We start from the raw sequence: 24811 nt of genomic DNA on the forward strand, positions 1-24811 counted from the left end.
GTATGGGTACGTGTGGCGCATTTGCAATTCTCTTGGCCTGATCTCCATGGCAGATGCCATACTCCTTGGCGCATCTGCCAAAACTCGTTCCGTTCTGCCGGGCCCGGCTCGCTAGAGTCGGGGCATGGCTGATGAGGGAACGGGAACGGGCACGGTACGGGTCGACGCGTGGATCTGGTCCGTGCGCCTGACCAAGACCCGCTCGATCGCGGCGACCGCTTGCCGGGCGGGCCACGTGAAGGTCAACGGGGAGCGCGCCAAGCCGGCGCAGCCCGTGCGCGCGGGGGACGAGGTGCGCCTCTTCCACGCGGGGCGCGAGCGGATCGTCGTCGTCAAGCGGCCCGTGTCCAAGCGGGTCGGCGCCCCGATCGCCGCCGAATGCCTGATCGACAACAGCCCGCCGCCGCCCACGCCCGTGGAGGCCGCCGTGGTCGGCATCCGCGACCGGGGAGCCGGCCGTCCGACGAAGCGCGAGCGCCGCGAGATCGAAACCCTCCGCGGACGTCCGTAGGGCCGTCCCCGCAGGGGCCCGGTCGGCCTGCCCGCGGTGCCCGCCGGTTGGGCCCACCGGCCGGTCGGGCTCGTCCCACGGACGTGCCTTCGGTCGGTCGGGGCGTCGGCTCGGTCAGACCTTGCGGTACGTGTACGCGTCGGCGGCGGACGCCGCGACCGCCGCCAGCGGCGCTCCGGTGGACGCGGTCACCACCGCCGCCACTGCGCCCTCGACGAACGGTGCGTCCAACAGCAGGGAACCCGGCGGGAGTTCGTCCTCCATCAGGAGGGCCTTCACCGTCAGCACCGAGCTGCCCAGATCGGCCAGCAGGGCCACCCCGGCACCCCGGTCCACCTCGCGGGCGGCCGTGAGGATCCGCTCCGCGCTCGTGCCGAGCCCACCGACCGCCGTGCCGCCCGCCGCGGCCAACGGGGCCACGGGGCCGCCGGCCGCCAGCTCGCGGGCCAGCTCCGCCACCGCCTCCGCGACCCGCGCGCTGTGCGACACCAGCACGATGCCGACCAGGGCCGGGCCGGGTGCGGATCCGGGGCCGGAGCCGGAAGGGGAGTCGGGCGCCGCGTGCCCGCCCGTCACCGTGCGCCCGCCGGTTCCGCCACGTCCGCCAGCGTCCCCAGCAGCAGCGCCGATGAGGTCGCCCCGGGATCCTGGTGGCCGATGCTCCGCTCGCCCAGATAGCTGGCCCGCCCCTTGCGCGCCCGCATCGGAACCGTCGCCAGCGCCCCGTCCTGCGACGCGTTCCCGGCCGCCCGGTACGACGTGCCCAGTGCGGCCACTCCCGGCACCAGCGCGTCCAGCATCGTCTTGTCCCCGGGAGCCGCCCCGCCCAGCTGCGCCACCGCCGCGACCCCCTGCGACAGGGCCTCGCGCAGCTCCGCGTCGGACACCTCGGCCGACTCCCCGAGCGCCTTGCCCGTGCGCCGCAGCAAGGTTCCGTACAGCGGTCCCGACGCCCCGCCGACCGTCCCGATCAGCGTCCTCCCGGACAGTTGGAGCACCGCTCCCGGCGTCGCCGCCGTCGGTTCCGTCTCCAGGGCGGCGATCACGGCCGTGAACCCCCGCAGCAGATTGCTCCCGTGGTCGGCGTCGCCGATGGGGGAGTCGAGCTCGGTCAGCCGGTCCGCCTCCCGCTCCACCGCGGCCGCGGCGGCCACCATCCAGCGCCGGAAGAACTCTGCGTCACGCACCGGATCTCCTCGCCTCGCACCCGTCAGGCCGGTTCCACCGACACCATACGTTCACAGACCCCAGCGCAGCGCCGCGGTCCGGACGGGCGCGTCCCACAGCCGCAGCACCTCCTCGTCCGCCCGGCACAGGGTCACCGAACACCCCGCCATGTCCAGCGACGTGACGTAGTTTCCGACGAGCGCCCGCGCCACCGGCACCCCGCGCTCGGCCAGTACCCGCGCCACCTCCGCGTGGAACCCGTACAGCTCCAGCAGCGGTGTCGCTCCCATCCCGTTGACCAGTGCCAGCACCGGCCCGTCGGCCGGACCGATCTGGGCCAGCTCCTCCAGTACGGCGCCCACCGCGACCTCGGCGATCTCCCGCGCCGACATCATCGGGCGGCGCTCCCGGCCCGGTTCGCCGTGGATGCCGATGCCCAACTCCAGCTCCCCGTCCGGCAGGTCGAAGGTCGGGCTGCCCTTCGCGGGAGTGGTGCACGCGCTCAGCGCCACCCCGAAGCTCCGCGAGCACGCATCGACCTGCCGGGCGAGCGCGGCGACCCGCTCCAGCGGAGCGCCCTCCTCGGCGGCCGCTCCGGCGATCTTCTCGACGAACAGGGTGGCACCGGTGCCGCGGCGCCCGGCGGTGAACAGGCTGTCGGTCACCGCGACGTCGTCGTCGACCAGGACGCGCTCGATCCGCAGGCCGTCCTCCTCGGCGAGTTCGGCGGCCATCTCGAAGTTCAGCACGTCCCCGGTGTAGTTCTTGACGACGAACAGCACCCCCTGGCCGGAGTCCACCGCCGCGGCCGCCCGCACCATCTGTTCGGGCACCGGCGACGTGAACACCTCGCCCAAGCAAGCGGCCGACAGCATCCCGTACCCCACGAACCCGGCGTGCAGCGGTTCGTGCCCGGATCCGCCCCCGGACACCACCCCGACCCGCCCGCCCGACCGGGCGTCCCGCCGTGCGACCACCCGCCGCTCCACGTCGACGTCCAGCTCGGGATGGGCGGCCGCCATCCCGCGCAGGGCGTCGGTGACCACGGTCTGCGGGCTGTTGATCAGCATCGTCATGCCACTCCATCCGGTCCTTCGGCGGGTGTTCGGCTCGGGCCGGACCACCGGCGGACCCTCGCGGGCGGTCCGTCCGTCGCCACGATACGAGGCCGGGCGGCCGACCGGGAGGAAGCCGTGGCGCGAACCCGTGGCGCGAACCCGTGGTGCGAACCCGCGCCGGTCCCGCGCGCGGGGGCGAGGCCGGTGTCAACCGTCGACGCCCTCGAAGGGCCAGGCCTGGATGTCGCGGTAGTGGATGGGGCCGGGGCCGCGGCCGGTGTTGCTCCCGACGAGGTGCAGGCGCCGGGTCTCCCACGGGCGGCCGGTGAACGCGTCGAGTCCGGTGGCCGCCTCCACCGCGCTGGTGGTGTCGTGGCGGCGGGAGCGGGCCAGCGTCAGGTGGGGGCGCAGGGGCCGGCCGTGGAAGGGGATGCCGCAGTCGGTGACCGCGGCGCGCACCTCGGAGGCGAGGAGGTGCAGCCCTTCGAGGTCTCCGTCGATCCCGGTCCACAGGACCCGCTCGTCGAAGTGCCCGCCGCCGCGCAGCGCCAGCCGCAAGGGCCGCCGGGCCCGGGCCAGCTCCGCGAGCGGCGGCCGCAGGAGTTCGAGGGCGGTCACCGGGAGCTCGCCGAGGAAGGCCAGGGTGATGTGCCAGTCCTCGATGCGGTTCCAGCGCATGCGCGGGTACGCGGCGTAGGCCGGCCGCAGCCGTTGTTCCAGCTCTTCCTTCGCGTCGTCGGGCGGGGCCAGCGCTATGAACACGCGGACGGTCGCTGCCTGGGTCTTTTCGTTCACGAGGTCTTCGTATCCTGTCCGGGCACGTTCCGTCACCTTCTGCCGGGTGCGGGTGCGGGTCAGTGGGCGCCGGGGGATCCGATGGTCACCACGCGGGCCCAGGCGGGCGGGGCGTCCGGCACGTAGTCGGGGTCGTCCTCGCGCCAACGGCTCCCCCGGTTCCGGTGGAAGAGGCCCACCACCGTGCGGCACGGTGGTCGAGTGTCCGGCCAGGCGGTCTGTCCGTCCGTCAGGACCACGATCACGTCGGGCCGGGGTCCCGTGCCGAGCGCCTTGGCGAATCCGGTGCGTAGATCCGTCCCTCCGCCGCCCAGCAGCGGGATGCCCTCGCCGCTGCACAGCGGGTGCACGATCCGGGCCGCCGCGTCGCACGGCACCACGCTGACCATGTCGCTCCGGCCGCCCACGGCGCGGGCGATCGCGGCGACCTCCAGCAGCGCACTGCCCAGCTCGGCGTCGCTGACCGAACCGGAGGTGTCGATGACCACGCAGACGCGGGGCGGTCTGCGCCGCAGGCTCGGGAGCACGACGCCGGGCAGCGCGGTCGAGCGCCGGGAGGGCCGGGCGTAGCTGTAGTCCTCGCCCGCCCCCGCACCGGAGGCCGCCGACCGGACCGCAGCGCCCAGCAACTCCCGCCAGGGCTGCGGCGGGTGGAACGCCTCCTCGGCCCACCGCCGCCACCCCGCGGGTGCGCTCCCCGGACGGCCGTTGATCCCCTGCGCCACCCGGAACCGGACCGCGTCCTGCTCCTGCGCGCTGAGGCCGTGCGCGCCGTCCGGCCCCAGGTCCCACTCGCGTTCCAGACCGTCGGCGCCGCTGCCGCAGTCCAGCCAGACCAGCTCTTGCGTCAGCGGTCCGAGCCGGAACTGCCGCAGGTAGTCCTCCATGAGCTCGCCCGGGGACAGCCCCAGGTCCTCCGGCACCAGCGCACCTTCGGGGCGTACCAGCCCCTCGCCGTACGCGTCGTCGTTGATCTCGCAGTCCGCGGCGATGTTCATCCGCAGCCGTTCGCCCGGGCCGGTCAGCCCGCGTTCCCGGGCGACCCGGTCGCCGCGTCCGTGGTGGTCGCGCAGCAGGTGGGACACCTCGTGGACCCAGACCCCGGCGAGCTCCTCCACCGGCGTCCGGTCCACGAACCCCGGTGAGACGTAGCACCGCCAGTGGCGGTCGACGGCCATCGTCGGCACCTGCCGTGACTCCACGGCGTGCAGGGCGAACAGAGCCGTCGCCAGATAGGGCCGGACCCGGGCGGCGTGCAGCCGGGCCGCGAAGAGCTTGTCGAGGTCCAGCGCCCCCGTCGACTCCGCCCCCGTCGGCTGCGCCGTCGTCGTCGGTGCGTTCATCGGTCGGCCCCCACCGGGTCACCGGTCCGTGCCGCCGCGCGCTCCCGCGACAGGTCCGCCCGCCGGGACAGGGTCACCACTCCGGCGAGCCGCTCGATCGACTCCGGCACGTCCCAGTCCTCCTGGCGCAGCGTGGCGAGGGTGGTCGCGGGGACGACCACCAGGTCGGGGGCTCCGGTCTCCAGCGCCCGGACCAGCAGTGCCCACGCCGCGTCCCAGCGGGACTTGTCAGGGCGCCTGCGGACCGCGGCCACCACGCCGTCGAGCGTGGCCTGGCGCCGGTCTCCCCGCTCGGGCAGGTCAGCGCCGGCCGGGTCGGCGAGCAGCTCCTCGGGGTCCGGGAGGTCCATCCGGTCCAAGGAGGCGAGCAGCTCCAGCCCCGGACCGTCCCCCACCGTGCCCCTGACGAGAAGGGAGACAACTTCTCCGGAGGAGCCGGCCGCGTGGGCGAAGGCGAGCAGACGTATCGTCATGTCCCAGCTGCGGGGCGACGGCCAGGCGCCTCCCCGACGGGTCTCGGTGGTGGGCAGCCGGTGCACGAGCGCGGGGCGGGTGGTGAGGAGCCCGCAGACCGCACGGCGGGCGCGGTCCACGGCCGCGGGCAGCCTCTCGGCGTCCAAGCGCGGCAGGGTCGCCCGGGGCCAGGTTCCGCCGAGTCCGCGGAGCACGACGTCGTGGTCGTGGGTCCACTGGAGGTGGACGAACCGGTTGGCCAGGGGCGGACTGAGCTCCCAACCGTCGGCCGCCGAGCCCCGCGGGTTGGCGGCGGCCACGATCCTTACGCCGGGAGGCAGTTGGAGCGAGCCGATCCGGCGTTCGAGCACGAGTCGGAGCAGGGCGGCCTGGACGGCCGGCGGCGCCGTGGACAGTTCGTCGAGGAACAGCAGTCCGCGCCCGGCCCGTACGAGTCGCACGGCCCAGTCCGGCGGGGCCATCGGGACGCCCTGCTCGGCGGGATCGTCTCCGACGACGGGCAGGCCCGAGAAGTCGGACGGCTCGTGCACGCTGGCGATCACCGTGGTCAGGGGCAGTTCCAGGCTCTCGGCGAGCTGTGTCAGCGCCGCGGTCTTGCCGATGCCGGGCTCACCCCACAGGAGCACCGGCAGGTCGGCGGCCACGGCAAGGGTCAGGGCCTCCAGTTGGTCGTCGGGGCGCGGTTCGGTCGTGGTGTCGCTCAGCAGGGCCAGCAGTTGCTCGGCGACGTCCAGCGAGGCGGGGGCGGGGGCGGTGACGTCGGTGGCGGGGAACGGGACGTGCGAGGGCATGGGTGCTCACCTATGTGGGTTCGTGAGGAACGGGGGTGGTCCGGGAGGGAAGACGGAGAGGAGGAGAGGGGCGAGCGCCCCGGGGTCAGCGGGCGTGCGCCCGGCGCGGGTGGAGCCGGTGGTCCCGCGGGCGGCGTGCTGGCGGGGGGATCCGGCCGGGGCCGGGTCCGGTGAGGCCCGCCCGGAACAGCCCGTACGTGATCCGTCGTAGCGCGGCTGCCTCCAGTTCGTCCCGCAGGGCCCCGGCGCGCAGCAGGGCGTCGGGGCCGAGCAGGGCTTCCACCACGGCCAGCGCCCCGGCTACGTCGCCGTGGTCCAGGCGTTCGCGGACCCCGGTGAGGCAGTCCGGCCGACGGTGCGCCGCGTCGATGGCCCGCAGGCAGGGAAGCGGAGTGCCGGTCAGCGCGGCCAGCAGTTCCTCCCGGCGGATCTCGGCCGGGTCGTGGTCCAGCGCGGCCAGTACCCCGTCGACCAGGCCGATGCGGTGCCGGGCGCCCCGGCACTCGACGAGGCGGGGCTGCCCCGCGCGGTCCGCGGTCCCGGCCGGTCCGGTCGGCGCGAGGTCCGGTACGAGTGCCGAGGCGACCAGCGGGTGCAGCCGTTCGGCCTCGATGGATCCGGTACGGATCAGGTCCAGGTCGGGCAGGGTCCAGACCGCCGCGTCGGGCAGGTACGGCAGCGCGGAGGCGCTGCCGTCGGCGGGCGCCGCCCCGATCCGCACCGCGGGCGGTCCCGGGCCGTCCGCGGCCAGGTCCAGCACCAGCGGTTGCCGGGCCCCCAGCCGCACCGCGACGGCGCCGGTGGTCCGGCCCTCGGCGCGGAGCAGGATCGCGGCCTCGGCGGCCCACCGGTCGACGGCGCACCGGTGCCCTTGCGGGAGCGCCGCCAGGAGCTCGGGGTCCGGTGGGGGAAGGCCTTCGGCGGGTGGCCGGTCGGCCCCGGACCGGACCCGCAGCTCGTCGGCCCTGCGGGCGTCCCACAGGTGGCGGTGCAGGTCGAGCCGGAACCGGCGGTCGGGACGGGGCCCGTGGCGCGGGTCTCCCCGACGGCCTTCCTCGGAGCGGGATCCGTCCCACAGCGCGAGGCTGATCCGCTGACCGCCGTCCGCCCAAGCGGGCGCGGTCCTGGCCACGAGGTGCACGGTGCGTACGGGGTGCACGGCATCCGGGTCGTCGCCCGCGGCCGTGTCGTACCGGGCCAGCGTGACGGTGAGCCCGGGGCGCAGCAGCCCGTCGGGAGCGATGCGCGGCAGGTGCCAGCGCAACAGGTCGGGTGCCAGGTGGCGAAGGTCGGCCCGGATCCGGGCCGCGAGTTCGTGGCCGCGCGAGCGAGCCAGGAAACGGAGATCGAGATCGACGTCGACGCCTGCGGCGGCGCAGGCCCCGGCCCAGTCCCCGGCGGAGCGGCGGGCGGTCGCGGTCTCGATCATGGACGCCGGCACGGCGTACTCGCGTACGCGGAGCCAGAGGGAGAGGCGGGATTCCCCGTGCACGTTCTCGGTGGGCATCAGCGCTCACCTTGCGTGGACGGGACCCCCGATCTGTGAAGGGAGTGAGTGGTCATCGCGGTGATCGTAACGCCGGTCAGCCCGATCGGCCAGGTGTTTTTCCGGGCCAGCGGGGGTGGTGCCGGTCGATGACGTAGTGGTGCCCGTGCCGCCAACCGCCCGTGGCCGGGCGGGCGTCGGCGAGGTGCGGGTGCTCGGGCGGGAGGTCGGGGTGTACGTGCTCGAGCCGGTACGGATCCCGAGCCGGCCAGATCACCGCCGCGGCCGTGGCGGCGCTCAGGGCCACGGCGCCCAGGAGCAGGACGGTCAGCGGCAGCCCCGCCCCCGCGGCGAGCCACCCGGCCAGCGGATAGGTGAGCAGCCAGCAGCCGTGGGAGAGGGAGAAGCGGGCGGCGAACGCGGCGGGCAGGTCCGCGTCGGCGGTGGAGCGGCGGATCACCCGGCCGCCCGGGGTCTGGACGGCGGAGCAGGCGGCGCCGATCGCGGCCCAGACGGCCAGGAGCGCGGGCCAGGACCACGTGCGCGGGCCGGTCGCGGCGAGTGCGGCCCCGGCCGCCAGGGCCACGGGGAGGGCGAAGGCGGCACGGAGCATCACCGCGCGGTCGGTGGAGGACCGCAGGAGGCGGGGCAGGAGCAGCGCGGTCACCATGGAGCCGGCGCCGTACGCCCCGAGGGCGAGCGGGACGGCGCCGGCCGGGCGGTCGAGGTGGCCGCGCACCAGGGAGACGGTGTCGACGAGGACGACGGCCCCGGCGGCGGCGACCGCGAGGTCGAGCGCGAGCAGGGCCCGCAGCCGGGGCGTGGCCCGGAAGAGGCGGGTGCCGAGGGCGGCCCTGGTCCGCAAGCCGCCGGTGCGTTCGACCGGGGCGGGCCCGGGCAGCGCCGTGGCGACGACGAGGGCGGCGGAGGCGAGGAAGCCGACGGCCGTGCCGGCGAACAACCGGTCGTAGGTGACCAGGCTCAGCAGCGCCGCGGCCAGGACCGGACTGAAGAGGCTCTCCAGGTCGTAGGCGAGCCGGGTCATCGACAGGGCCCGGGTGTAGTCGCGTTCGGCGGGCAGGATCTCCGGGAGGACGGCCTGGAAGGTCGGGGTGAAGACCGCCGATGCCGCCTGGAGCAGGAAGACCAGGAGGTGGATCTGCCAGATCTCGGTGACGAACGGAAGGGCCAGCGCCGCACCGGCGCGGGTCAGGTCCATGGCCGTCATCAGGACGCGGCGGGGGATGCGGTCGGCGACCGCGCCGATCACCGGTGCGATGGTGACGTAGGCGGTCATCTTGATCGCGAGGGCGGTACCGAGAACCGCCGAGGCGCGCTCGCCCGCGAGCTCGTAGGCGAGCAGGCTCAGTGCGACGGTGGCCAGGCCGGTCCCGACCAGGGCGATGACCTGAGCGGTGAACAGGCGGCGGTAGGTGCCGTTGCGCAGTACGGACAGCACGGTCCCCGTCCCGGTCGGCAGATCGATGACAGCGCGGCGGATCCAGTCGGATCCAGCCTAGTCAACATGTGCGTACCTGTGCACCTGTTGTACGCCGTTCCGGGCGGGCGGGCGGGCGTCGCGGTCGACGGCGCGGCCGCCCGCTACGCGAGGACGTGGTCGTCGAGGGCGGTGAGGAAGGCGGCCGCCGCCGGAGTACGGCCAGTGCGGCTCCAGACGGCGAACTCCACGCGGGCCGGGGCGTCGGTCACCTCGACGGTCGCCACGCCGGCGAGCCGGGGCGCGTAGGCGGAGGGGAGCATGGCCACGGCGAGGCCCGGTTCCACGAGGCGGGCGATGTAGTCGGCGCTGGTGACCTCGTAGGCGACGTCACGGGTGAGACCGGCGGCCGAGAAGGCCAGGTCGGACTGGACCCGTCCGGCCGTCCCGGCCGGCAGGTCCACGAACACCTCGCGGCAGAGCCTGCGCAGGTCGACCGCCGGTTCGGCAGCGAGCGGATGGTCCGGAGCGACCACGGCGACGAGCCGGTCCCGGGCGAGTTCGCGGGCCGCGACGCCCCGGGGCCGGACGGTGGTGGGCAGCCCCAGGAAGGCCACGTCGAGGCCCCCTTCCCGGACCCGCTCGACCAGGTCCTCGCTCGCGCCCACCCGCAGGCTGACGCGTACGTGCGGGTACTGCCGGCGGAAGTCGCGCAGCGCCCCCGGGACGTCGACCGCGGCGACGGTCGGGATCAACCCGACGGCGAGCCGCCCGCGTACCTCCCCGACGGCCGCCGCGACCTCGGCGGCCGCCCGTTCGGCGGCGTCCAGACACTGACGGGCGGCCGGGAGGAACGCCTCGCCGGCCGGGGTCAGCCGCACCCGGCGGCTGGTGCGCTCGAAGAGCCGCGCGCCCAGTTCCCGTTCCAGGCGTGCGATCTGGTGACTGAGCGCGGACTGGACGACCAGGCACCGCTCGGCGGCCCGGGTGAAGCTGTTCGTCTCGGCCACGGCGAGGACGTAGCGCATCTGCTGGAGCTCCATCGATCCATCGTGGATCACGATCGATGGGCTGACAAACATGTGTTGGACTCATCGATCGGGCCCCGTGAGACTCCGAAACATGACAAGTCCAGCCGCACGGACGGCCCGTGGGAACCTGCCCCGCACCCTCTTGACCGCGCTCGCCCCCCTGACGTGGGGGACGGTCTACATCGTCACGACCGAGTTGCTGCCGCCGGGACATCCCCTGTTCGCGGGCCTGCTCAGGGCGTTGCCCGCCGGCCTGATCGCCCTGGCGCTCACCCGTACGGCGCCGCGGGGAGCATGGTGGGGGCGCGTCGTGGTGCTCGGCACGCTGAACATCGGACTGCTGTTTCCGCTGCTGTTCGTCGCGGCCGAACGCCTGCCCGGAGGTGTGGCCGCCACACTGACGGCGGCCATGCCCCTCATGGTCGCCGTGCTGGCCGTGACCCTCCTCCACGAGAGCCCCTCCGTCCGGCGCCTGACGTGGGGTGTGATCGGCGTCGGGGGCATCGGTCTGGTGGTGATCGGCCCGGACGCGGCGTTCGACACCGTGGGCATCGCCGCGGGCCTGGCCGCCGCGGCCACGCTGGCCCTCGGGGTGACGCTCACCAAGCGCTGGGGGCGGCCCGCCGGCATGGGCCCCACCGCCTTCGCCGGCTGGCAGCTCACGGTCGGCGGCCTGTTCCTCGTTCCCGTCACCTTCCTCGCCGAAGGGGCGCCGCCCACCATCGGCCCGACGGCCGTCCTCGGCTACCTCTGGCTCTCCCTGGTCTGCGGCCTGGCCACCTTCGTCCTGTGGTTCCAGGGCATCGGTAGCCTCCCCGTCACCTCCGCCGCGGTGCTCGGCCTGCTCTCGCCGCTGGTCGCCGCACTGCTCGGGGCCGTGCTGCTCGGCCAGACACTGGGCGCGGTGCAACTCGTGGGCTTCGGGCTCGCGCTCGCCGCGATCGTGGCGGGACAGCTTCCGGCGCGCGGCGGTCATTCGTTCCGGGGCCGTTCGTTCCGCGGTCAGTCGTGCGGAGGGAGGGAACCGAGTTGGTGGTCGGCGACGTTCAGGGCCTCGTCGACCAGCCGCCGCAAATGCCCGTGACCGAGGGCGTAGACGACCCGGCGGCCGTCCTTGCGGGTGGTGACCAGCCCGGCCAGCCGGAGCTTGGCGAGGTGCTGGCTGACGGAGGGGCGGGCGGCTCCGCAGGCCTCGGTGAGGGTGGTGACATCGGCCTCGCCCCGGCCGAGGCGCGCCATCAGGGCCAGGCGGGTGCGGTCGGCGAGCAGGGCGAGCACGGACGCGGCGGCTTCCAGCCGGTCGCCCCGCTCCGGCGTGTCCGGGGTGTCCGGCGCGCCCGGCGCGATCTGCGCAACGTGTGCACCTGCCAGATGCCTGCCCGCACTCATGCGCACATCGTAGGGCGCTGCTGCGCGCACATGCCCGGGCCCCGCCACCCCAGAGGGGGTCGGCGGGGCCCGGGCACAGGCGTCGCGGCCGGTGTCAGCCGAGCGCGGGTGCCTCCTGCTGAGCCGGAGCCGTCTCGTGCGCGCCGTCGGCGCGCGCGGCCAGGAGCCGCTGGGCGAGGACGCCGAAGACGACGGCGAACACGGCCCACAGGACGAGCTGGACGGCCAGCGAGGCGACCCGGAACTCCCACAGCAGGGCCGCGGGGAAGCCGGGCTGGACGGCGTCGCTGTTGTCCGGCAGGAACACGAACGCCAGGGCGGCGGCGACGATGAAGCCGGCGCTCGCGGTCAGCGTCGCGTTCCAGTTGCCCAGGCGCGGTGCCAGCCGCCGCCCGAGGATGATCGCACCGACGCCGAGCAACACGCTCAGCAGGATCATCAGGAAGAACAGCGTGGTGCGCTGGCCGATCGTGTCCGGGTTGCCGACCGCCGGCGGGGTGGCCGGGTACTTCAGGAACGGCACCAGGTAGACCAGGGTGAACGCGCCCGCCCCGGTGAGCGCCGCCGTGGCCCGCGGGCTGAACCCGCCGACGCGGCCGAGGGCGAACGAGAACGCGAGCGAGGCTATGCCGCCCAGCGCGACCCCGTAGACCAGGACACCGGTGGCCAGGCCGACGGTCGACTGGACCGGCCGGCTGACCAGCTCTTCCTCCTCCTCGGCGGCCTCGCCCGACGCGGCGTCACCGCCGTGCCCGGCGTGCGCGCTCGGGGCGCTCGCGGCGTCCTGGGCGGCCTGGGCCTCTTCCACGGCGATGGAACCCCGTACCGGCGGCTCACCGACCACGTAGGCGACCGCGAAGGCGAACAGCCCCGCGATCAGGCCCGCGAGCATGCCGCGGACCAGCAGTCCTCTGACAGTAGAGGCGTACATGTGCGTGGCCTCTCAGTGGCAGGGGAAGCCGAGCAGGTGGCGACCGTCGTGCACCCACTCGTGCACGCCTTCACCGGCGAACACGGCCGTGGCGCCCTGTTCGGCACCGACGAAGTACAGGGCGACGAGCATCAGGAGACCGACGAAGAGCGCCCAGGGCAGCACCGCGCGCACGGGCAGCGGGGCCGACAGGGAGCCGGCGGGGGTGGATACGGCAGCGGAAGCGAGAGCCTCGGCCATGATGGAACCTCCTCGGGGAACAACGCGTCCCATACGGTGGTGCAGGACGACGGTCCTCGGGTCTGACTCGCTGTGACGCCATCATGGAGATGCCGTCGCAGCACACAGTGGCGCGACCATGCCGGATTCACACCGGGCTTCCGTCTCGCCGTCGTCGCTATGTCTTTATGTCGCGTTGACGCTACCGCGTGGCGGGCCCGCGGCCAAGACCGTGAGTTCCTGATCACACGCCTACGCTGCGGTAACGCGGGTCCGGTGGGGCCTGCGGGATTCGAAGTGTCCGTCAACTGGACCGGCAGGACTGCTAGGATGACCCCGTCAGCCTTCGGCGTGCGTGCCCCGTGTACACGTCCGGAGGCTTTTTTCATGCCTTCACACCGGACCGCCACCCCTGCCGTACCTCCGACCTCCGCCACCACCGGCTACCGCGCCCTGCTCCGCAACAAGGAGTTCAGCGGCCTGTACTTCAGCTTCGCCCTCACCGTCACTGCGAGCACTTTGTCCGGTTTCGCGCTCGGCACACTGGTCAACCACCGGACCGGTTCCCCGTTCCTGACGGCCGTGAGCATGTACGGCGCCACGTTCGCGGCGGTGCTCGGCGCGCTCACGCTGATGTCCGTCGCGGACGGCGAGCGGCCCCGCCGGACCCTCCTCCTGCTCCAACTCGTCTCGCTGGTGGGCGTCGCCGCCCAGGCGGTCCCGGGGCTGCCGCTCGCGGCCCGGTTCGCCCTACTGCTGACCCTGGGCTTCTTCCAGTCCCTCGGCACCGGCACCCGGCTGGGCCTGCTCGCCGAGGTGGTGCCCGGCTCCGCCTACGCGCCCGCCCGTTCGCTGATGAACGTCACCTCGGGCGCCACGGTGATCGCCGGCTACGCCGTCGGCGCCGTACTGCTGCGGTACCTGGGCCCGTACCGGGTCTTCGTCGTCGCCGCGGCCCTGACCGCCCTCGGGACGGTCGTCGCGGCCGTCACCGTCCGGGAACGCTCGATCCGGTTCACCCGCCGCCCCGGGCTGCGTCGGACCTGGACGACGAACGTCGAGCTGTTCGCCCACCCCGGCCGCCGGAGGCTGCTGGTGAACCTGTGGGTCCCGAACGGTCTGATCGTCGGCTGCGAGGCCCTGTTCCTGTCCTACGACCCCGGCCGGGCGGGGGTCTTCCTCGCCGCCGCGTCGGCGGGCATGCTCCTCGGGGACCTGCTCGTCGGCCGAGTGCTCACCGCCGACCGGCGCCGCCGCCTCGCCTTCGCCCTGCGGCTGCTGCTCGCCGTTCCCTTCCTGCTGTTCGCCGTCCACCCGCCCGCCCCGGTGGCGACCGTCGCCGTGTTCCTCGCCGGCGTCGGATTCGCGGCCACCCTGCCCCTCCAGGAGCAGCTCCTCGAACTGACCCCCGACGTCGTCCGCGGTCAGGTCCAGGGGGTCGAGTCGGCCGGTCGGATGACCTGGCAGGGCATCGGCGCCGCCATCGCCGGGGGCCTGGCCCAGTGCGTCGCCCCGGGCACCGCGATCGCCGTCGTCGCCGGGGTCTCCGTGGTCCTCACCCTGCTGTGCGGCACGTCGCCCGGCCCGGGGCCGGGCGACGTGCCGCAGGATTGAGTCGCGGCGCGCCATTCGAGCACATGTTTGATTGTCGGGGTTAGGCTGGGTCTATGCACGCAGTCCGGGGCCTTCAGGGTTCCCTCTTCGACCAGGGCGACGAGATCCGGCTCGGCCGCCTCGACGGGATGCGGCGGACCGACCTCGGGGCCGGGGCCTGGGTCGACCACCTGCCCGGCTGGCTGAGCGGCGCCGACGCGCTCTTCGAGCGGCTGGCCGCCGATGTGCCCTGGTGCGCCGAACGGCGCCAGATGTACGAGCGGGAGGTGGAGGTGCCCCGGCTGCTGGCCTTCTACGCCGCGGACGAGCCCCTGCCCCATCCCTCGCTGACGGAGGCCCGCGAGGTGCTGACCGGTCACTACGCCACCGAGCTCGGCGAGCCCTTCACCACCGCGGGTCTGTGTTTGTACCGGGACGGTCGCGACAGCGTCGCCTGGCACGGCGACCGGACCGGCCGATCTCGGGTCGAGGACACCATGGTGGCCATCGTCTCCGTCGGCGACCCGCGCGACCTCGCCTTCCGCCCCCGCGACGGCGGTGCCACCCTGCTGCGACTGCCCCTGGGCCACGGCGACCTCGTGGTCATGGGCGGCTCCTGTCAGCGGACCATGGAGCACGCCGTGCCCAAGTCGGCGCGGGCCGTCGGCCCCCGCATCAGCATCCAGTTCCGTCCCCACGGCGTCCGCTGACCCCTCGGCTCAGACGGCGCCGGGCTCCTTCGGGGAGCGGACGGCCGCGGCTGCCGCGTGCAGCGAGCGCAGGGCCAGCAGCAGGATCCCGATGTCGTCCAAGTACACCGGGTCCGGGATGAGGTCCACCGGCGAGACGGTGTAGATCACCGCGGCCCAGAACAAGGCCTTGTCGTGCAGCGGGATCCCCGCATCGACCAGCAGCCGCCGGGCCGCGAAGACCCGTACGAGCAGAACGGCCGCGGCGATCGCGAGTCCCACCGCGATCACCGTGCCCAGGGCGAGCCAGACCTTTCCGTCCATGGCGGCCCTATACCCCCGATATCGGGCCGCCATGCATGGGCGGTGGCCGCCCCGCCCGGACAGTGGCCGGATCCGTTCAGGCGTCCTGGCCGCGCAGTCGGCGGCCGACCTCGCCCAGCCCGTCGGCGAGCGCCTCGAGCTGCTCGCGGGTGAGGACGTCGACGAGCACCTCCCGGACGGTCGCCACGTGCCCGGGGGCGGCCTCCTCCAGCTTGGCGCGGCCGGCGTCGGTGAGGACGGCGAAGACGCCGCGCACGTCGGAGGGGCAGCTGCGGCGGCGGACCAGGCCGGCCTTCTCCATCTGCGTGACCTGGTAGGTCAGCCCGCTCTTGGAGTTGATCAGGCCGTTGGCGAGCTCGGTCATCCGCAGCTCGCGCCCGGGTGCCGCGGCGAGCCGTACGAGGATCTCGTACTGGGGGTGCGAGAGCCCGGCGTCGTCCTTGAGCTGTTGGTCGAGACGGCGGTTCACCAGGGCCGATGCGGCGAGGAAGCCGCTCCAGGCGCGCATCTCGCGGTCGTCCAGCCATCTCGGTTCAGCCATGGCCCCAGACTACACGGGTTGTTCCAATTTGAATCAATGGTTAGGGTCGGGGCCTAGCGGTTCGAATTTGAACAACTCTTCCCTGCCTCCCACCGGGCCGCCCGACCGGAAGGACCCCCCGATGACCACCCCCTCCGTCACCGCGACGAAGCCGCGGGCCGCCGCGCCGGCCGCACACCCCGAGATCTCCGCCCCCTCCACCCCGGGCCACGACACCGGCCTGCTCCTCCTGCGCCTGGTCCTCGGCCTGACCATGGCGGCGCACGGATCGCAGAAGCTCTTCGGCTGGTTCGGGGGCGGCGGCATCAGTGGTACCGGCCAGTTCTTCACCGCCAGCGGCTACCCCGCGGGTGACGCCATGGCGGTCCTCGCCGGCCTCACCGAGACCCTCGGCGGGCTCGGCCTCGCCCTCGGACTGCTCACCCCGCTCGCCGGGGCCGCCGTCGTCGGCACCCTCATCAACGCGATCGCCGTCCACGGCGCCGGCGCCTTCTTCGCCCCGGAGGGCATCGAGTACGAGCTGCTGCTGACCGTGGGCGCCGCGGCCCTCGCCCTCACCGGCCCGGGACGGTACGCCGTCGACCGCTTCCTGCCCGTCCTGCGGAGCCACCGCCTCGCGCACGGCGCCCTCGCTCTCGCCCTCGGTGTGGTCCTCGCCGTCGTACTGCTCCTCGTCCGCGACTAACGCGACTGAGCCGTCGAGCGCGACCGTCCACCGATGGCGACCGGCCATGTGGATTTGCGCCAACTCTCTTTGACTCCAAGCGGCTTGCTGCTGTGCTCACCTATGTTCTACGGGGCACATCAGTTCGCCCCAGGAGGTCAGATTGCAGTCCAGGCGCTTCCTCGCCCTTCACCGCGCGATACGCCGCTCCCACCTGCTCATCGCTCTCGGCCTCGGCTCCCTGTTGATCGGCCTGACCCCGTGGTTCGTGGTCACGAGCACGGCAGCAGCCGGCCGCGCACCGGCACCCCGTCCCGCGTCCGTGCCCTTCGATCAGCAGACGGCGAAACAATCGCCGCACCACGGCATCGTCCCCGCGAACGCGATGGAGCCGACGGCTCCGGTCCTCGACCGGACCGGATGGACGGCCACGGCGAGCGACGAGGAGACGGGCGCCGAGAACGGCCGCGCGGCCAACGTCCTCGACGGGAACACCGCCACCATGTGGCACAGCAAGTGGGCTCCCACCCCCACCCCGCTGCCGCACGTCATCACCGTGGACATGCACCGCACCGAGGTCGTCTCCGCCCTCGTCTACCGTCCCCGGACCAACGGTCCCAACGGGCGCGTCGGTGAGTACAGCATCAGCCTCAGCACCGACGGGCTGAACTGGGCGACGCCGGTCGCCACCGGCACGCTCGCGGACGACGCGAGCACCAAGACCCTCGGATTCGCCCCCCAGGGCGCCCGGTTCGTCCGGCTGACCGCGCTCAGCGAGGCGGGCGGCCGCGGACCCTGGTCCTCCGCCGCCGAGATCGACCTGCTGGGCGACCCCGGCACCCCGGCGGCCACCATCGACCTGTCCCGCGCCGGATGGACGGCCACGGCGAGCGACGAGGAGACGGGCAGCGAGAACGGCCGCGCGGCCAACGTGCTGGACGGCAAGGACAACACCATCTGGCACAGCAAGTACGCACCCACTCCCACCCCGCTGCCGCACAGCATCACCATCGACATGCACCGCACCGAGGTCGTCTCCGCCCTCGTCTACCACCCCCGCTCCACCGGGCCCAACGGGCGCGCGGGTGCGTACGCCATCGCCACCAGCGCCGACGGCGTCACCTTCGGCACACCGGTGGCCGTGGGCACCTGGCGGGACGACGACACCGTCAAGACCGCCACCTTCACCCGCGCCGCATCCGCCCGTTTCGTCCGGCTGACCGTGACCAGCGAGGCGGGCGGCCGCGGACCGTGGACCTCCGCGGGCGAGATCCGCCTGAGCGGTCCGGCCAGCCCGGCCGTCCACGGCTCCTGGGGCAAGATCACCGGCTTCCCGCTGGTGCCGGTGGCGACCGCCGCCCTGCCCGGCGACAAGCTCCTGGCCTGGTCCGCGTACGCCGTCGACCGCTTCGGCGGCAGCAACGGCTACACGCAGACCGCGATCTTGGACCTGAAGACCGGCAAGGTCACCCAGCGCCGCATCGACAACACCGGACACGACATGTTCTGTCCCGGCATCGCCATGCTCGCCGACGGCCGGGTGCTGGTCACCGGCGGCAGCAACGCGGAGAAGGCGAGCATCTACGACCCGGCCACCGACAACTGGTCCGCGACCACGAGCATGAACATAGCCCGCGGCTACCAGGCCATGACCCTGCTCTCCACCGGCGAGGCCTTCGTCCTCGGCGGGTCCTGGAGCGGAGCCACGGGCACCGACAAGGCCGGTGAGGTCTGGTCCCCGGACACCCGTACCTGGCGCACCCTGCCCGGCGTCCCCGCCGCCCCGGCGCTCACGGCCGACCCGGCCGGACCCTACCGCGCCGACAACCACATGTGGCTGCACGCCACTTCGGGCGGCAAGGTGCTGCAACTGGGCCCGAGCAAGCAGATGAACTGGATCTCCACGACTGGGCAGGGCTCCACCACCTCCGCCGGCACCCGGGCCGACAGCCCGGACGCCATGACCGGCAACGCCGTCGCCTACGACATCGGCAAACTGCTCACCCTGGGCGGCTCGCCCGCCTACCAGGACACCCCCGCCACCCAGCGCGCCTACACCGTGGGCATCTCGGGCAGCCAGGTCCAGGCCGCCCGCACGGGCGACATGGAGCACGCCCGGGCCTTCAGCAACAGCGTGGTACTGCCCGACGGCAAGGTGGCCGTCTTCGGCGGTCAGGCCTATCCGGTGCCGTTCAGCGACGCCACTTCCGTCCTGACCCCCGAACTGTGGGACCCGGCGACCGGCGCCTTCACCCCGCTCGCCACCATGGCCGTTCCGCGCAACTACCACAGCGTGGCCAACCTGCTGCCCGACGGACGGATCTTCTCCGGTGGCGGCGGCCTGTGCGGCGACTGCGCGACCAACCACGCCGACGGGGCGATCTTCACCCCGCCGTACCTGCTCAACGCGGACGGATCGCCGAAGCCGCGGCCCGCCATCACCGCGGGCGTGCCCCCCAGGGCGGCCCCCGGTGCTTCGCTCACGGTGAGCACCCAGGGCTCGGTGGCGTCCTTCGTCCTGATGCGGGCCGCAGCCGCGACCCACTCCACCGACAACGACCAGCGCCGGGTTCCCGTGGTGTCCACCGCCGCGGGAGGCGGCAGGTACACGGTGTCCGTACCCGCCGACACCGGTGTGGTCCTGCCGGGGACCTACATGCTCTTCGCCCTCGACGCCCAGGGCGTACCGAGCATCGGTCAGTTCGTCACGATCTCCTGATACCGACCCCGACCCCATGAGCGGTGTCCGGGGCCTGAGCTGATTGGCCCCGGACATTCAGGGGAATAGCGCACAAATGACACAACCCATCGAAGACTACGCACTCATCGGCGACCTGATGACCAGCGCTCTGGTCGGCCGCGACGGGTCCATCGACTGGCTGTGCCTGCCGCGCTTCGACTCGGCGGCCTGCTTCGCCAAGCTCCTCGGCGAGGAGGAGAACGGCCACTGGCGCATCGCGCCCCTGGACGCGGTTATCGGCGAGCCCTGCACCCGCCGCGCCTACGTCGACGGCTCGCTGATCCTGGAATCGTACTGGGAGACCGAAACCGGGACCGTCAAGGTCACCGACTTCATGCCCCAGCGCGAGGTCGCCCCGGACGTCATCCGCATCGTCGAGGGCATCAGCGGAACGGTCAGGATGCGCAGCACCCTGCGCCTGCGCTTCGACTACGGCCACGTCGTGCCCTGGGTGCGCCGCAGCGACGGTGACCGGGTCGCCATCGCCGGGCCCGACTCCGCCTGGTTCCGCAGCGAACCCCCGGTCCGCACCTGGGGCGAGGCGAACAGCACCTGCTCCCAGTTCCCGGTCACGGCCGGCCGACGCGTCGCCTTCGTACTGACCTGGCACCCCTCGCACCGGCCGCGCCCCGAGCCCTGCGACCCCTTCGAAGCGCTGGAGCAGAGCCGCGCCGACTGGCGGGAATGGGCCTCGCAATGCTGCTACGAGGGCCCCTACCAGGAGGCGGTCACCCGCTCCCTGGTCACCCTCAAGGCCCTCACCTACGCCCCGACCGGAGGCATCGCCGCCGCGGCCACCACCTCCCTCCCCGAGGAACTCGGCGGCGTCCGCAACTGGGACTACCGCTACTGCTGGCTCCGGGACTCCACCCTCACCCTCGGCTCGCTCCTGTCCACCGGCTTCCTCGACGAGGCCCGCGCCTGGCGCGAGTGGCTGCTGCGCGCGGTCGCGGGCGACCCCGCCGACCTCCAGATCATGTACGGGATCGGCGGCGAGCGGCGGATCCCCGAGAGCGAACTGCCCTGGCTGCGCGGCTACGCCTCCTCCGCCCCGGTCCGCGTCGGGAACGCGGCCGTCGACCAACTCCAGCTGGACGTGTACGGGGAGGTCATCGACTCCCTGTACCTGGCCCGGTCCGCCGGGCTGCCCTCCGAACGCCACGCCTGGCGGATCCAGCTCGCGCTGCTCGACTTCCTCGAACGCAACTGGCACCGGCCCGACGAGGGCCTGTGGGAGGTCCGCGGCCCCCGCCGCCACTTCGTGCACTCCAAGGTGATGGCGTGGGTAGCCGCCGATCGCGCCGTACGCACGCTGGAGAGCGACCCCTCCCTGGACGGGGACGTGGAACGCTGGCGGGCCATGCGCGACGAGGTGCACCGCGACGTGTGCGACAAGGGCTTCGACCCCGAACGGGGCACCTTCACCCAGTACTACGGCTCCGCCGAGCTGGACGCCGCGACCCTGCTCATCCCCAGGGTCGGGTTCCTGCCCCCCGACGACCCGCGGGTCATCGGCACGGTCGACGCGGTGCGCGCCGAACTCGGCAGCAGCGGGCTGGTCCGCCGCTACAGCACCGCGGGCTCCACCGTCGACGGGCTGCCCGGGGACGAAGGAGCCTTCCTGGCCTGCTCGTTCTGGCTGACCGACGCCCTGCACATGACGGGCCGGCGGGAAGAGGCCCGCGCCCTGTTCGAGCGGCTCCTGTCCGTACGCAACGACGTGGGCCTGCTCGCGGAGGAGTACGACCCCCTCGCCGGCCGCCAACTCGGCAACTTCCCACAGGCGTTCAGCCACGTCGGCCTGGTGAACACCGCGCTCACCCTGGCGAGCCCGGACTGACCCGCACGACGCCCTACGGGTCCCCGCCGGTACGGGAGGCCAGCAGCAGGGCGATGTCGTCCGGCCGGTCGGCGGTGTTGCCCGCCTCGCTGATCAGCCGGTCGGCGGTCTCGGTCAGCGGGGACGGCCGGGCCTCCTCCAGGGCCGTCCGTAGCCGCTCCACCCCGACGTCGATGTCGAGGCCGGGCTTCTCCACCAGTCCGTCCGTGTACAGGGCGAGGACCGAGCCTGTGGTCAGCCGCAGCTCCGTGACCGGGTACGAGGCCTCCGGGTCGATGCCGAGCACCACCCCTCCCGCCAGGTCCAGCACCTCGGTCCGGCCGTCCGGGTGGCGCAGCAACGGCTGGGGGTGCCCGGCCCGGACGGCCGTCACGGAGCCCGACGCCGGGTCCAGCAACATGTAGCAGCAGCTCGCGAACTGGCCCGGATCCAGGTCGATGAGCAACTGGTTGGTGCCGCTCACCACCTGCTCCGGGGTGCTGCCGCTGAGCGCGAAGGCCCGTACCGCGCTGCGCAGCTGGCCCATGGTCGCCGCGGCCGCCACACCGTGGCCCTGGACGTCCCCGATGACCAGGGCGAGCAGGCCGGTGCCCGTCTCGACGACGTCGTACCAGTCGCCGCCGACGTCCATGCCCAGGGTGCCGGGGAGGTAGCGGCCGACGGTGTCCACGTGCTCGCGCACCGGCAGCCGGTGCGGCAGCAGGGCCGACTGCAGACCGCGGGCGAGTTCCACCTCGCTGTCGTAGCGCCGGGCCCGCGCGAGCGCCTGCGCGATCAGACCGGCCAGCGCCGTGAGCACCGTACGGTCCTCCGGGCTGAAGCCGCGGGGAGAGTCGAAGCCGAGGATGCACGAGCCGACCGGCCGGCCGGAGGCGATCAGCGGTAGGAACGCGCGGGCGCCGACGTCGGCGTCCAGCGGAATGCCCGGATAGGCGGCCGCCAGGTGCTGCATCGACTCGAAGAACAGCGGCCGGCCCGTCGTCAGCGTCTCCACGCCCGGCAGTCGGACATCGAGGGAGACCCCGTCGAACCGGTCGAGGAAGCCCTGCGGGAAGCCGGTTTCCCAGGCCAGGTGCAGATGCCGCTCGTCCAGCAGGTAGATCGCCAGCTGGCGGCCGCCGAAGGCCGGCAGCAGCTCCTCGGTGACCACCGCCGACACCTGCCGGGCCGTGACCGCCTCCGTCAGCGCGATGGCGAGGGCCACCGGCCGGTACAGCGCCGATGCCTCGTCGGCGGACGCGTCGAGGTCCGCGTACGCGTCCATGTCGGCGTCCATGTCCATGTCGGCGGCGTCGTAGTCGGCGTCGGTGGCGGCGTCGGCGTCCGTGGCGGCCACGTCCGGCCCGGCCCGCGACTCGGGTGCGTAAGCCGGTCTCGCGGACGTGCCCAGCGTCAGGGTCACACCGTCGGCCGCGGGGTACAGGTCCACCGACAGCCACTGCCCGGGCGCGTGCCGGCCGCTCCGGGCGGGGAAGTGCACCGGCTCGCCGGACATGAAACCGGCCCGGAAGTGGTCCTCGTAGGCCGGATGTCCGAGCCACGGCAGCGCCTCCCACAGCAGCCTTCCCCGCAGCTGGGGCCCGTCCAGGCCGAGCAGGTCCTCCGCCGCGGTGTTCACGTAGCCGATCCGGCCCTCCCGGTCCAGGGAGAGCACCGCTTGCGCGAGCCGGTCCGCAGCCCTGCGGGCGCCCTCGGCCCCGGCCTCGGGCGGTGGCGCCGGCACGCCGACCGGGTCGCCCTCCCACAGCGTCCGCGCCCCGGCCGCCGCGAGCGAGGCGAGGTCGGCGGCCAGCTGCTCCGCGGCCCCTCGCAGCCGCTCGCGGTCCGGGGTCCCGACCGGGATCCCCGGGGTCGCCTCGCGCAGCACCACCAGCACGCCGAACCGTTCCGTCCCGGCGGTCACCGGCTCGTACAGCGAGCCGAAGGGGAACGGCAGCCCGGCCGTCAGCTGCGGAAAGCGGCGCATGGCCGACTCCGCGTCGGGCAGGTGGACGGCCTGCCCCGACCGGTAGGCCTCGGCGACCGGGTACGGGCGGTTCACCTGCATCCGCCACCAGGGCCGGAACAGCTGCAGCGGCAACCCGGTGAACACGGCCATCAGGAGCAGGCCGGTGGTGGGCGAGCGCAGGTAGACGCCGGCCGCGTACCCACCGACGGCCTCCATCGCGTTCACGGCGGCCCGTGCGAGCACCTGGGCCGTCGCATCAGGGGCATCCGTGGTGTCAGGCGCGGCGCCGGCGTCGTCCGCTCTGGCCATCACACAGTCAGGATGCGCCCTCGGCCGTGGCTCGTGCATCCCGGCCGTTCCCGCGCCGTCCCGGGGTCCGGTACCCGGTCACCACCGCGGCCGCGGCGCACAACAGCACCACGGCCACCGTGCGCAGCGCGGTGCCCATCGCGTCGGTGAAGGCGACGATCTGGGCCGGATCGTGCGGGTCCCCGTGGAAGCGCGAGGCCAGTACCGTGCCGACCACCGCGACCCCGAGGGCGGCGCCGATCTCGCGGGCCGCGGTGTTCAGCCCCGAGCCGAGTCCTGCCTGGTGGGCGGGCAGCTCCGTGACCACCGTCAGGGTCAGCGAGGGCGCGGACAGGCCCGTACCGACGGACAGCACGAGCAGGTAGAGCGCGTACAGCGGGTACGGGGTGTCCGCGTCGGCGGTGGAGACCAGCAGCAGCCCCGCGCCGATCAGACCGAGCCCGGCGCCGACCGGCAGCCGCGGTCCGGTGCGCTCCTGGAGCCGGGCGCCGAACTTGGGCACCAGGGCCATGCCGACGGTGAGCGGGACGATCGCGAAGCCGGTCTGGGCGGGGGAGAAGCCCTTCGCGTACTGGAGGTACTGGGCATTGACGAAGAACAGGGCGAAGAGCCCGAAGAAGCCGGTGCCGATGCCGAGCGCCCCGGCGCGCAGCTTGGACGAGCGGAAGATCCGCGGGTCCAGCAGCGGGCGGGCGGCGCGCAGGGCGTGCCGGGTGAAGGCCCCGAGCAGCACGGCACCCGCGCCGAAGGCGCTCAGGACCTGCACCGAGGCCCAGCCGTGGGCCGGTCCCTCGATGATCGCGTAGACCACCGCGAGCAGCGCGCCCGCGAGCAGCGCCGCGCCGAGGGGGTCGACGGCTGCGGCGGGCTGCGACGGAGTACGGGGGACCGCGACGGCCACCGCGACCGCGAGCAGGGCGGCGAGCGGGACGACCGCCCAGAACAGGGCCCGCCAGGTCAGGAACTCCCCGACCAGGCCGCCGCCGACATTGCCCGCCAGGCCCCCGAGGCCCGCGGACAGCGTCCAGGTGGCCAGGGCGCGGCCGCGGCGCTCGGGCGGACTCAGGTGGACCAGGACGGACATCGTGGCGGGCATGATCAGGGCCGCGCCCGCCCCGCACACACCGCGGCCCGCGATCAGCACGGCCGGGGCCTCGGCGAGGGCGCTGGCGGCGCCGCCCACGGCGAACAGGCCGAGCCCGCAGAGCAGGGCGCCCTTGCGGCCGTACCGGTCGCCGAGCGCCCCGGCGGGGATCAGCAGCGCGGCGAAGACGATGACGTAGGCGTCCACCGACCACAGCAGCTCGCCGGGATCCGGATGCAGGTCGGACGCGGCGAGCTGGGGGATCAGCAGGTTGACGGCGGCGACCATCCCCTGGGCGACGAGCACGCAGGCGCACAGGACGAGCAGGGCGGGCCGGGTGAGGGAAGGGGCGGGGACGGGGACGGCGGGACCCTGCGTGACGGCATGGCGGAGCACGGCTCCTCCTCGGAGTCGGGGACGGTACGGCGGAAGGAAGGGGGGTGACG

At 73.8% G+C, this 24811-nt stretch carries 23 protein-coding genes; 7 read left to right on the plus strand and 16 right to left on the minus strand.

Features of this window, described 5'->3' with window-relative positions:
- Window positions 1–124: 124 nt before the first annotated feature.
- Entirely contained in the window at window positions 125–511 is a 387-nt protein-coding gene (locus tag OG207_RS38055) for an RNA-binding S4 domain-containing protein (protein ID WP_327387022.1), read from the plus strand.
- A gap of 114 nt (window positions 512–625) precedes the next feature.
- Here OG207_RS38055 and OG207_RS38060 read toward each other — a convergent pair whose 3' ends face one another.
- The 9 genes from OG207_RS38060 to OG207_RS38100 form a co-directional block, all read right to left on the minus strand.
- On the minus strand, window positions 626–1018 hold the full coding sequence (locus OG207_RS38060; RefSeq protein ID WP_329108176.1) for a PTS-dependent dihydroxyacetone kinase phosphotransferase subunit DhaM: 393 nt from the start codon (window positions 1016–1018) through the stop codon (window positions 626–628).
- 65 nt (window positions 1019–1083) lie between these two features.
- Complete coding sequence (gene dhaL / locus OG207_RS38065) at window positions 1084–1698, minus strand: dihydroxyacetone kinase subunit DhaL (RefSeq protein WP_329105349.1); 615 nt, start codon at window positions 1696–1698, stop codon at window positions 1084–1086.
- A gap of 51 nt (window positions 1699–1749) precedes the next feature.
- The gene (dhaK, locus tag OG207_RS38070; protein WP_329105351.1) at window positions 1750–2754 is read right to left on the minus strand and encodes a dihydroxyacetone kinase subunit DhaK; all 1005 of its coding nucleotides are present in this window, start codon (window positions 2752–2754) and stop codon (window positions 1750–1752) included.
- A 189-nt stretch (window positions 2755–2943) separates the two neighbouring features.
- The gene (gene thpR, locus OG207_RS38075; protein WP_329105353.1) at window positions 2944–3531 is read right to left on the minus strand and encodes an RNA 2',3'-cyclic phosphodiesterase; all 588 of its coding nucleotides are present in this window, start codon (window positions 3529–3531) and stop codon (window positions 2944–2946) included.
- Window positions 3532–3590: 59 nt separating this feature from the next.
- Window positions 3591–4874 (minus strand): vWA domain-containing protein, encoded by a 1284-nt coding sequence (locus OG207_RS38080; RefSeq protein ID WP_329105355.1) that lies wholly within the window; start codon window positions 4872–4874, stop codon window positions 3591–3593.
- On the minus strand, window positions 4871–6139 hold the full coding sequence (locus OG207_RS38085; protein ID WP_329105357.1) for an AAA family ATPase: 1269 nt from the start codon (window positions 6137–6139) through the stop codon (window positions 4871–4873). Before OG207_RS38085 ends, OG207_RS38080 begins: the two co-directional genes overlap by 4 nt.
- Window positions 6140–6224: 85 nt before the next feature.
- Complete coding sequence (locus OG207_RS38090) at window positions 6225–7646, minus strand: hypothetical protein (RefSeq protein WP_329105359.1); 1422 nt, start codon at window positions 7644–7646, stop codon at window positions 6225–6227.
- A 76-nt stretch (window positions 7647–7722) separates the two neighbouring features.
- Window positions 7723–9084: an MFS transporter gene (locus tag OG207_RS38095; RefSeq protein WP_329105361.1), complete on the minus strand. Its 1362-nt coding sequence runs from the start codon at window positions 9082–9084 to the stop codon at window positions 7723–7725.
- Window positions 9085–9227: 143 nt separating this feature from the next.
- The gene (locus tag OG207_RS38100) at window positions 9228–10106 is read right to left on the minus strand and encodes a LysR family transcriptional regulator (protein WP_329105364.1); all 879 of its coding nucleotides are present in this window, start codon (window positions 10104–10106) and stop codon (window positions 9228–9230) included.
- A gap of 79 nt (window positions 10107–10185) precedes the next feature.
- Here OG207_RS38100 and OG207_RS38105 point away from each other — a divergent pair, with 79 nt between their 5' ends.
- On the plus strand, window positions 10186–11178 hold the full coding sequence (locus OG207_RS38105; RefSeq protein ID WP_329105366.1) for an EamA family transporter: 993 nt from the start codon (window positions 10186–10188) through the stop codon (window positions 11176–11178).
- Here OG207_RS38105 and OG207_RS38110 read toward each other — a convergent pair.
- The 3 genes from OG207_RS38110 to OG207_RS38120 all read right to left on the minus strand — a co-directional run bounded on the left by OG207_RS38110 (window position 11097) and on the right by OG207_RS38120 (window position 12654).
- A complete protein-coding gene (locus tag OG207_RS38110; RefSeq protein WP_329105368.1) occupies window positions 11097–11483 on the minus strand; it encodes an ArsR/SmtB family transcription factor in 387 nt (128 codons plus the stop codon). The two genes, OG207_RS38105 and OG207_RS38110, sit on opposite strands and share 82 nt — an antisense overlap.
- 94 nt (window positions 11484–11577) lie before the next feature.
- Entirely contained in the window at window positions 11578–12414 is an 837-nt protein-coding gene (locus OG207_RS38115) for a CbtA family protein (protein ID WP_329105370.1), read from the minus strand.
- 12 nt (window positions 12415–12426) lie between these two features.
- Entirely contained in the window at window positions 12427–12654 is a 228-nt protein-coding gene (locus OG207_RS38120) for a CbtB domain-containing protein (protein WP_189733983.1), read from the minus strand.
- Window positions 12655–13020: 366 nt separating this feature from the next.
- On the opposite strand from OG207_RS38120, the gene OG207_RS38125 reads away from it, so the two are divergent.
- The gene (locus OG207_RS38125; protein ID WP_329105371.1) at window positions 13021–14247 is read left to right on the plus strand and encodes an MFS transporter; all 1227 of its coding nucleotides are present in this window, start codon (window positions 13021–13023) and stop codon (window positions 14245–14247) included.
- A 53-nt stretch (window positions 14248–14300) separates the two neighbouring features.
- Window positions 14301–14936, plus strand: coding sequence for an alpha-ketoglutarate-dependent dioxygenase AlkB (locus OG207_RS38130; RefSeq protein ID WP_329105373.1), 636 nt, complete (start codon window positions 14301–14303; stop codon window positions 14934–14936).
- Between the two features lie 9 nt (window positions 14937–14945).
- On the opposite strand, the gene OG207_RS38135 is transcribed toward OG207_RS38130, so the two are convergent.
- Complete coding sequence (locus OG207_RS38135; RefSeq protein WP_329105376.1) at window positions 14946–15239, minus strand: YkvA family protein; 294 nt, start codon at window positions 15237–15239, stop codon at window positions 14946–14948.
- 76 nt (window positions 15240–15315) lie between these two features.
- Window positions 15316–15780, minus strand: coding sequence for a MarR family winged helix-turn-helix transcriptional regulator (locus OG207_RS38140; protein WP_329105378.1), 465 nt, complete (start codon window positions 15778–15780; stop codon window positions 15316–15318).
- Window positions 15781–15901: 121 nt separating this feature from the next.
- Here OG207_RS38140 and OG207_RS38145 point away from each other — a divergent pair, with 121 nt between their 5' ends.
- The 3 genes from OG207_RS38145 (at window position 15902) to OG207_RS38155 (ending at window position 21024) form a co-directional block, all read left to right on the plus strand.
- A complete protein-coding gene (locus tag OG207_RS38145; protein ID WP_329105380.1) occupies window positions 15902–16465 on the plus strand; it encodes a DoxX family protein in 564 nt (187 codons plus the stop codon).
- 142 nt (window positions 16466–16607) lie between these two features.
- The gene (locus tag OG207_RS38150; protein WP_329105382.1) at window positions 16608–19163 is read left to right on the plus strand and encodes a discoidin domain-containing protein; all 2556 of its coding nucleotides are present in this window, start codon (window positions 16608–16610) and stop codon (window positions 19161–19163) included.
- A gap of 76 nt (window positions 19164–19239) precedes the next feature.
- Window positions 19240–21024 carry a glycoside hydrolase family 15 protein gene (locus OG207_RS38155; protein WP_329105384.1) on the plus strand — a complete coding sequence of 595 codons (1785 nt, stop codon included), beginning with the start codon at window positions 19240–19242 and terminating at the stop codon, window positions 21022–21024.
- A 13-nt stretch (window positions 21025–21037) separates the two neighbouring features.
- On the opposite strand, the gene OG207_RS38160 is transcribed toward OG207_RS38155, so the two are convergent.
- Together OG207_RS38160 and OG207_RS38165 are read right to left on the minus strand one after the other, a co-directional pair.
- Window positions 21038–23281, minus strand: coding sequence for a SpoIIE family protein phosphatase (locus OG207_RS38160; RefSeq protein ID WP_443072878.1), 2244 nt, complete (start codon window positions 23279–23281; stop codon window positions 21038–21040).
- Window positions 23282–23288: 7 nt separating this feature from the next.
- Complete coding sequence (locus OG207_RS38165; protein WP_329105386.1) at window positions 23289–24761, minus strand: MFS transporter; 1473 nt, start codon at window positions 24759–24761, stop codon at window positions 23289–23291.
- Window positions 24762–24811 lie beyond the last annotated feature (50 nt).

Origin of the sequence: Streptomyces sp. NBC_01439, assembly GCF_036227605.1 — a bacterium.
In the GTDB taxonomy this organism is placed as follows: Bacteria; Actinomycetota; Actinomycetes; order Streptomycetales; family Streptomycetaceae; genus Streptomyces.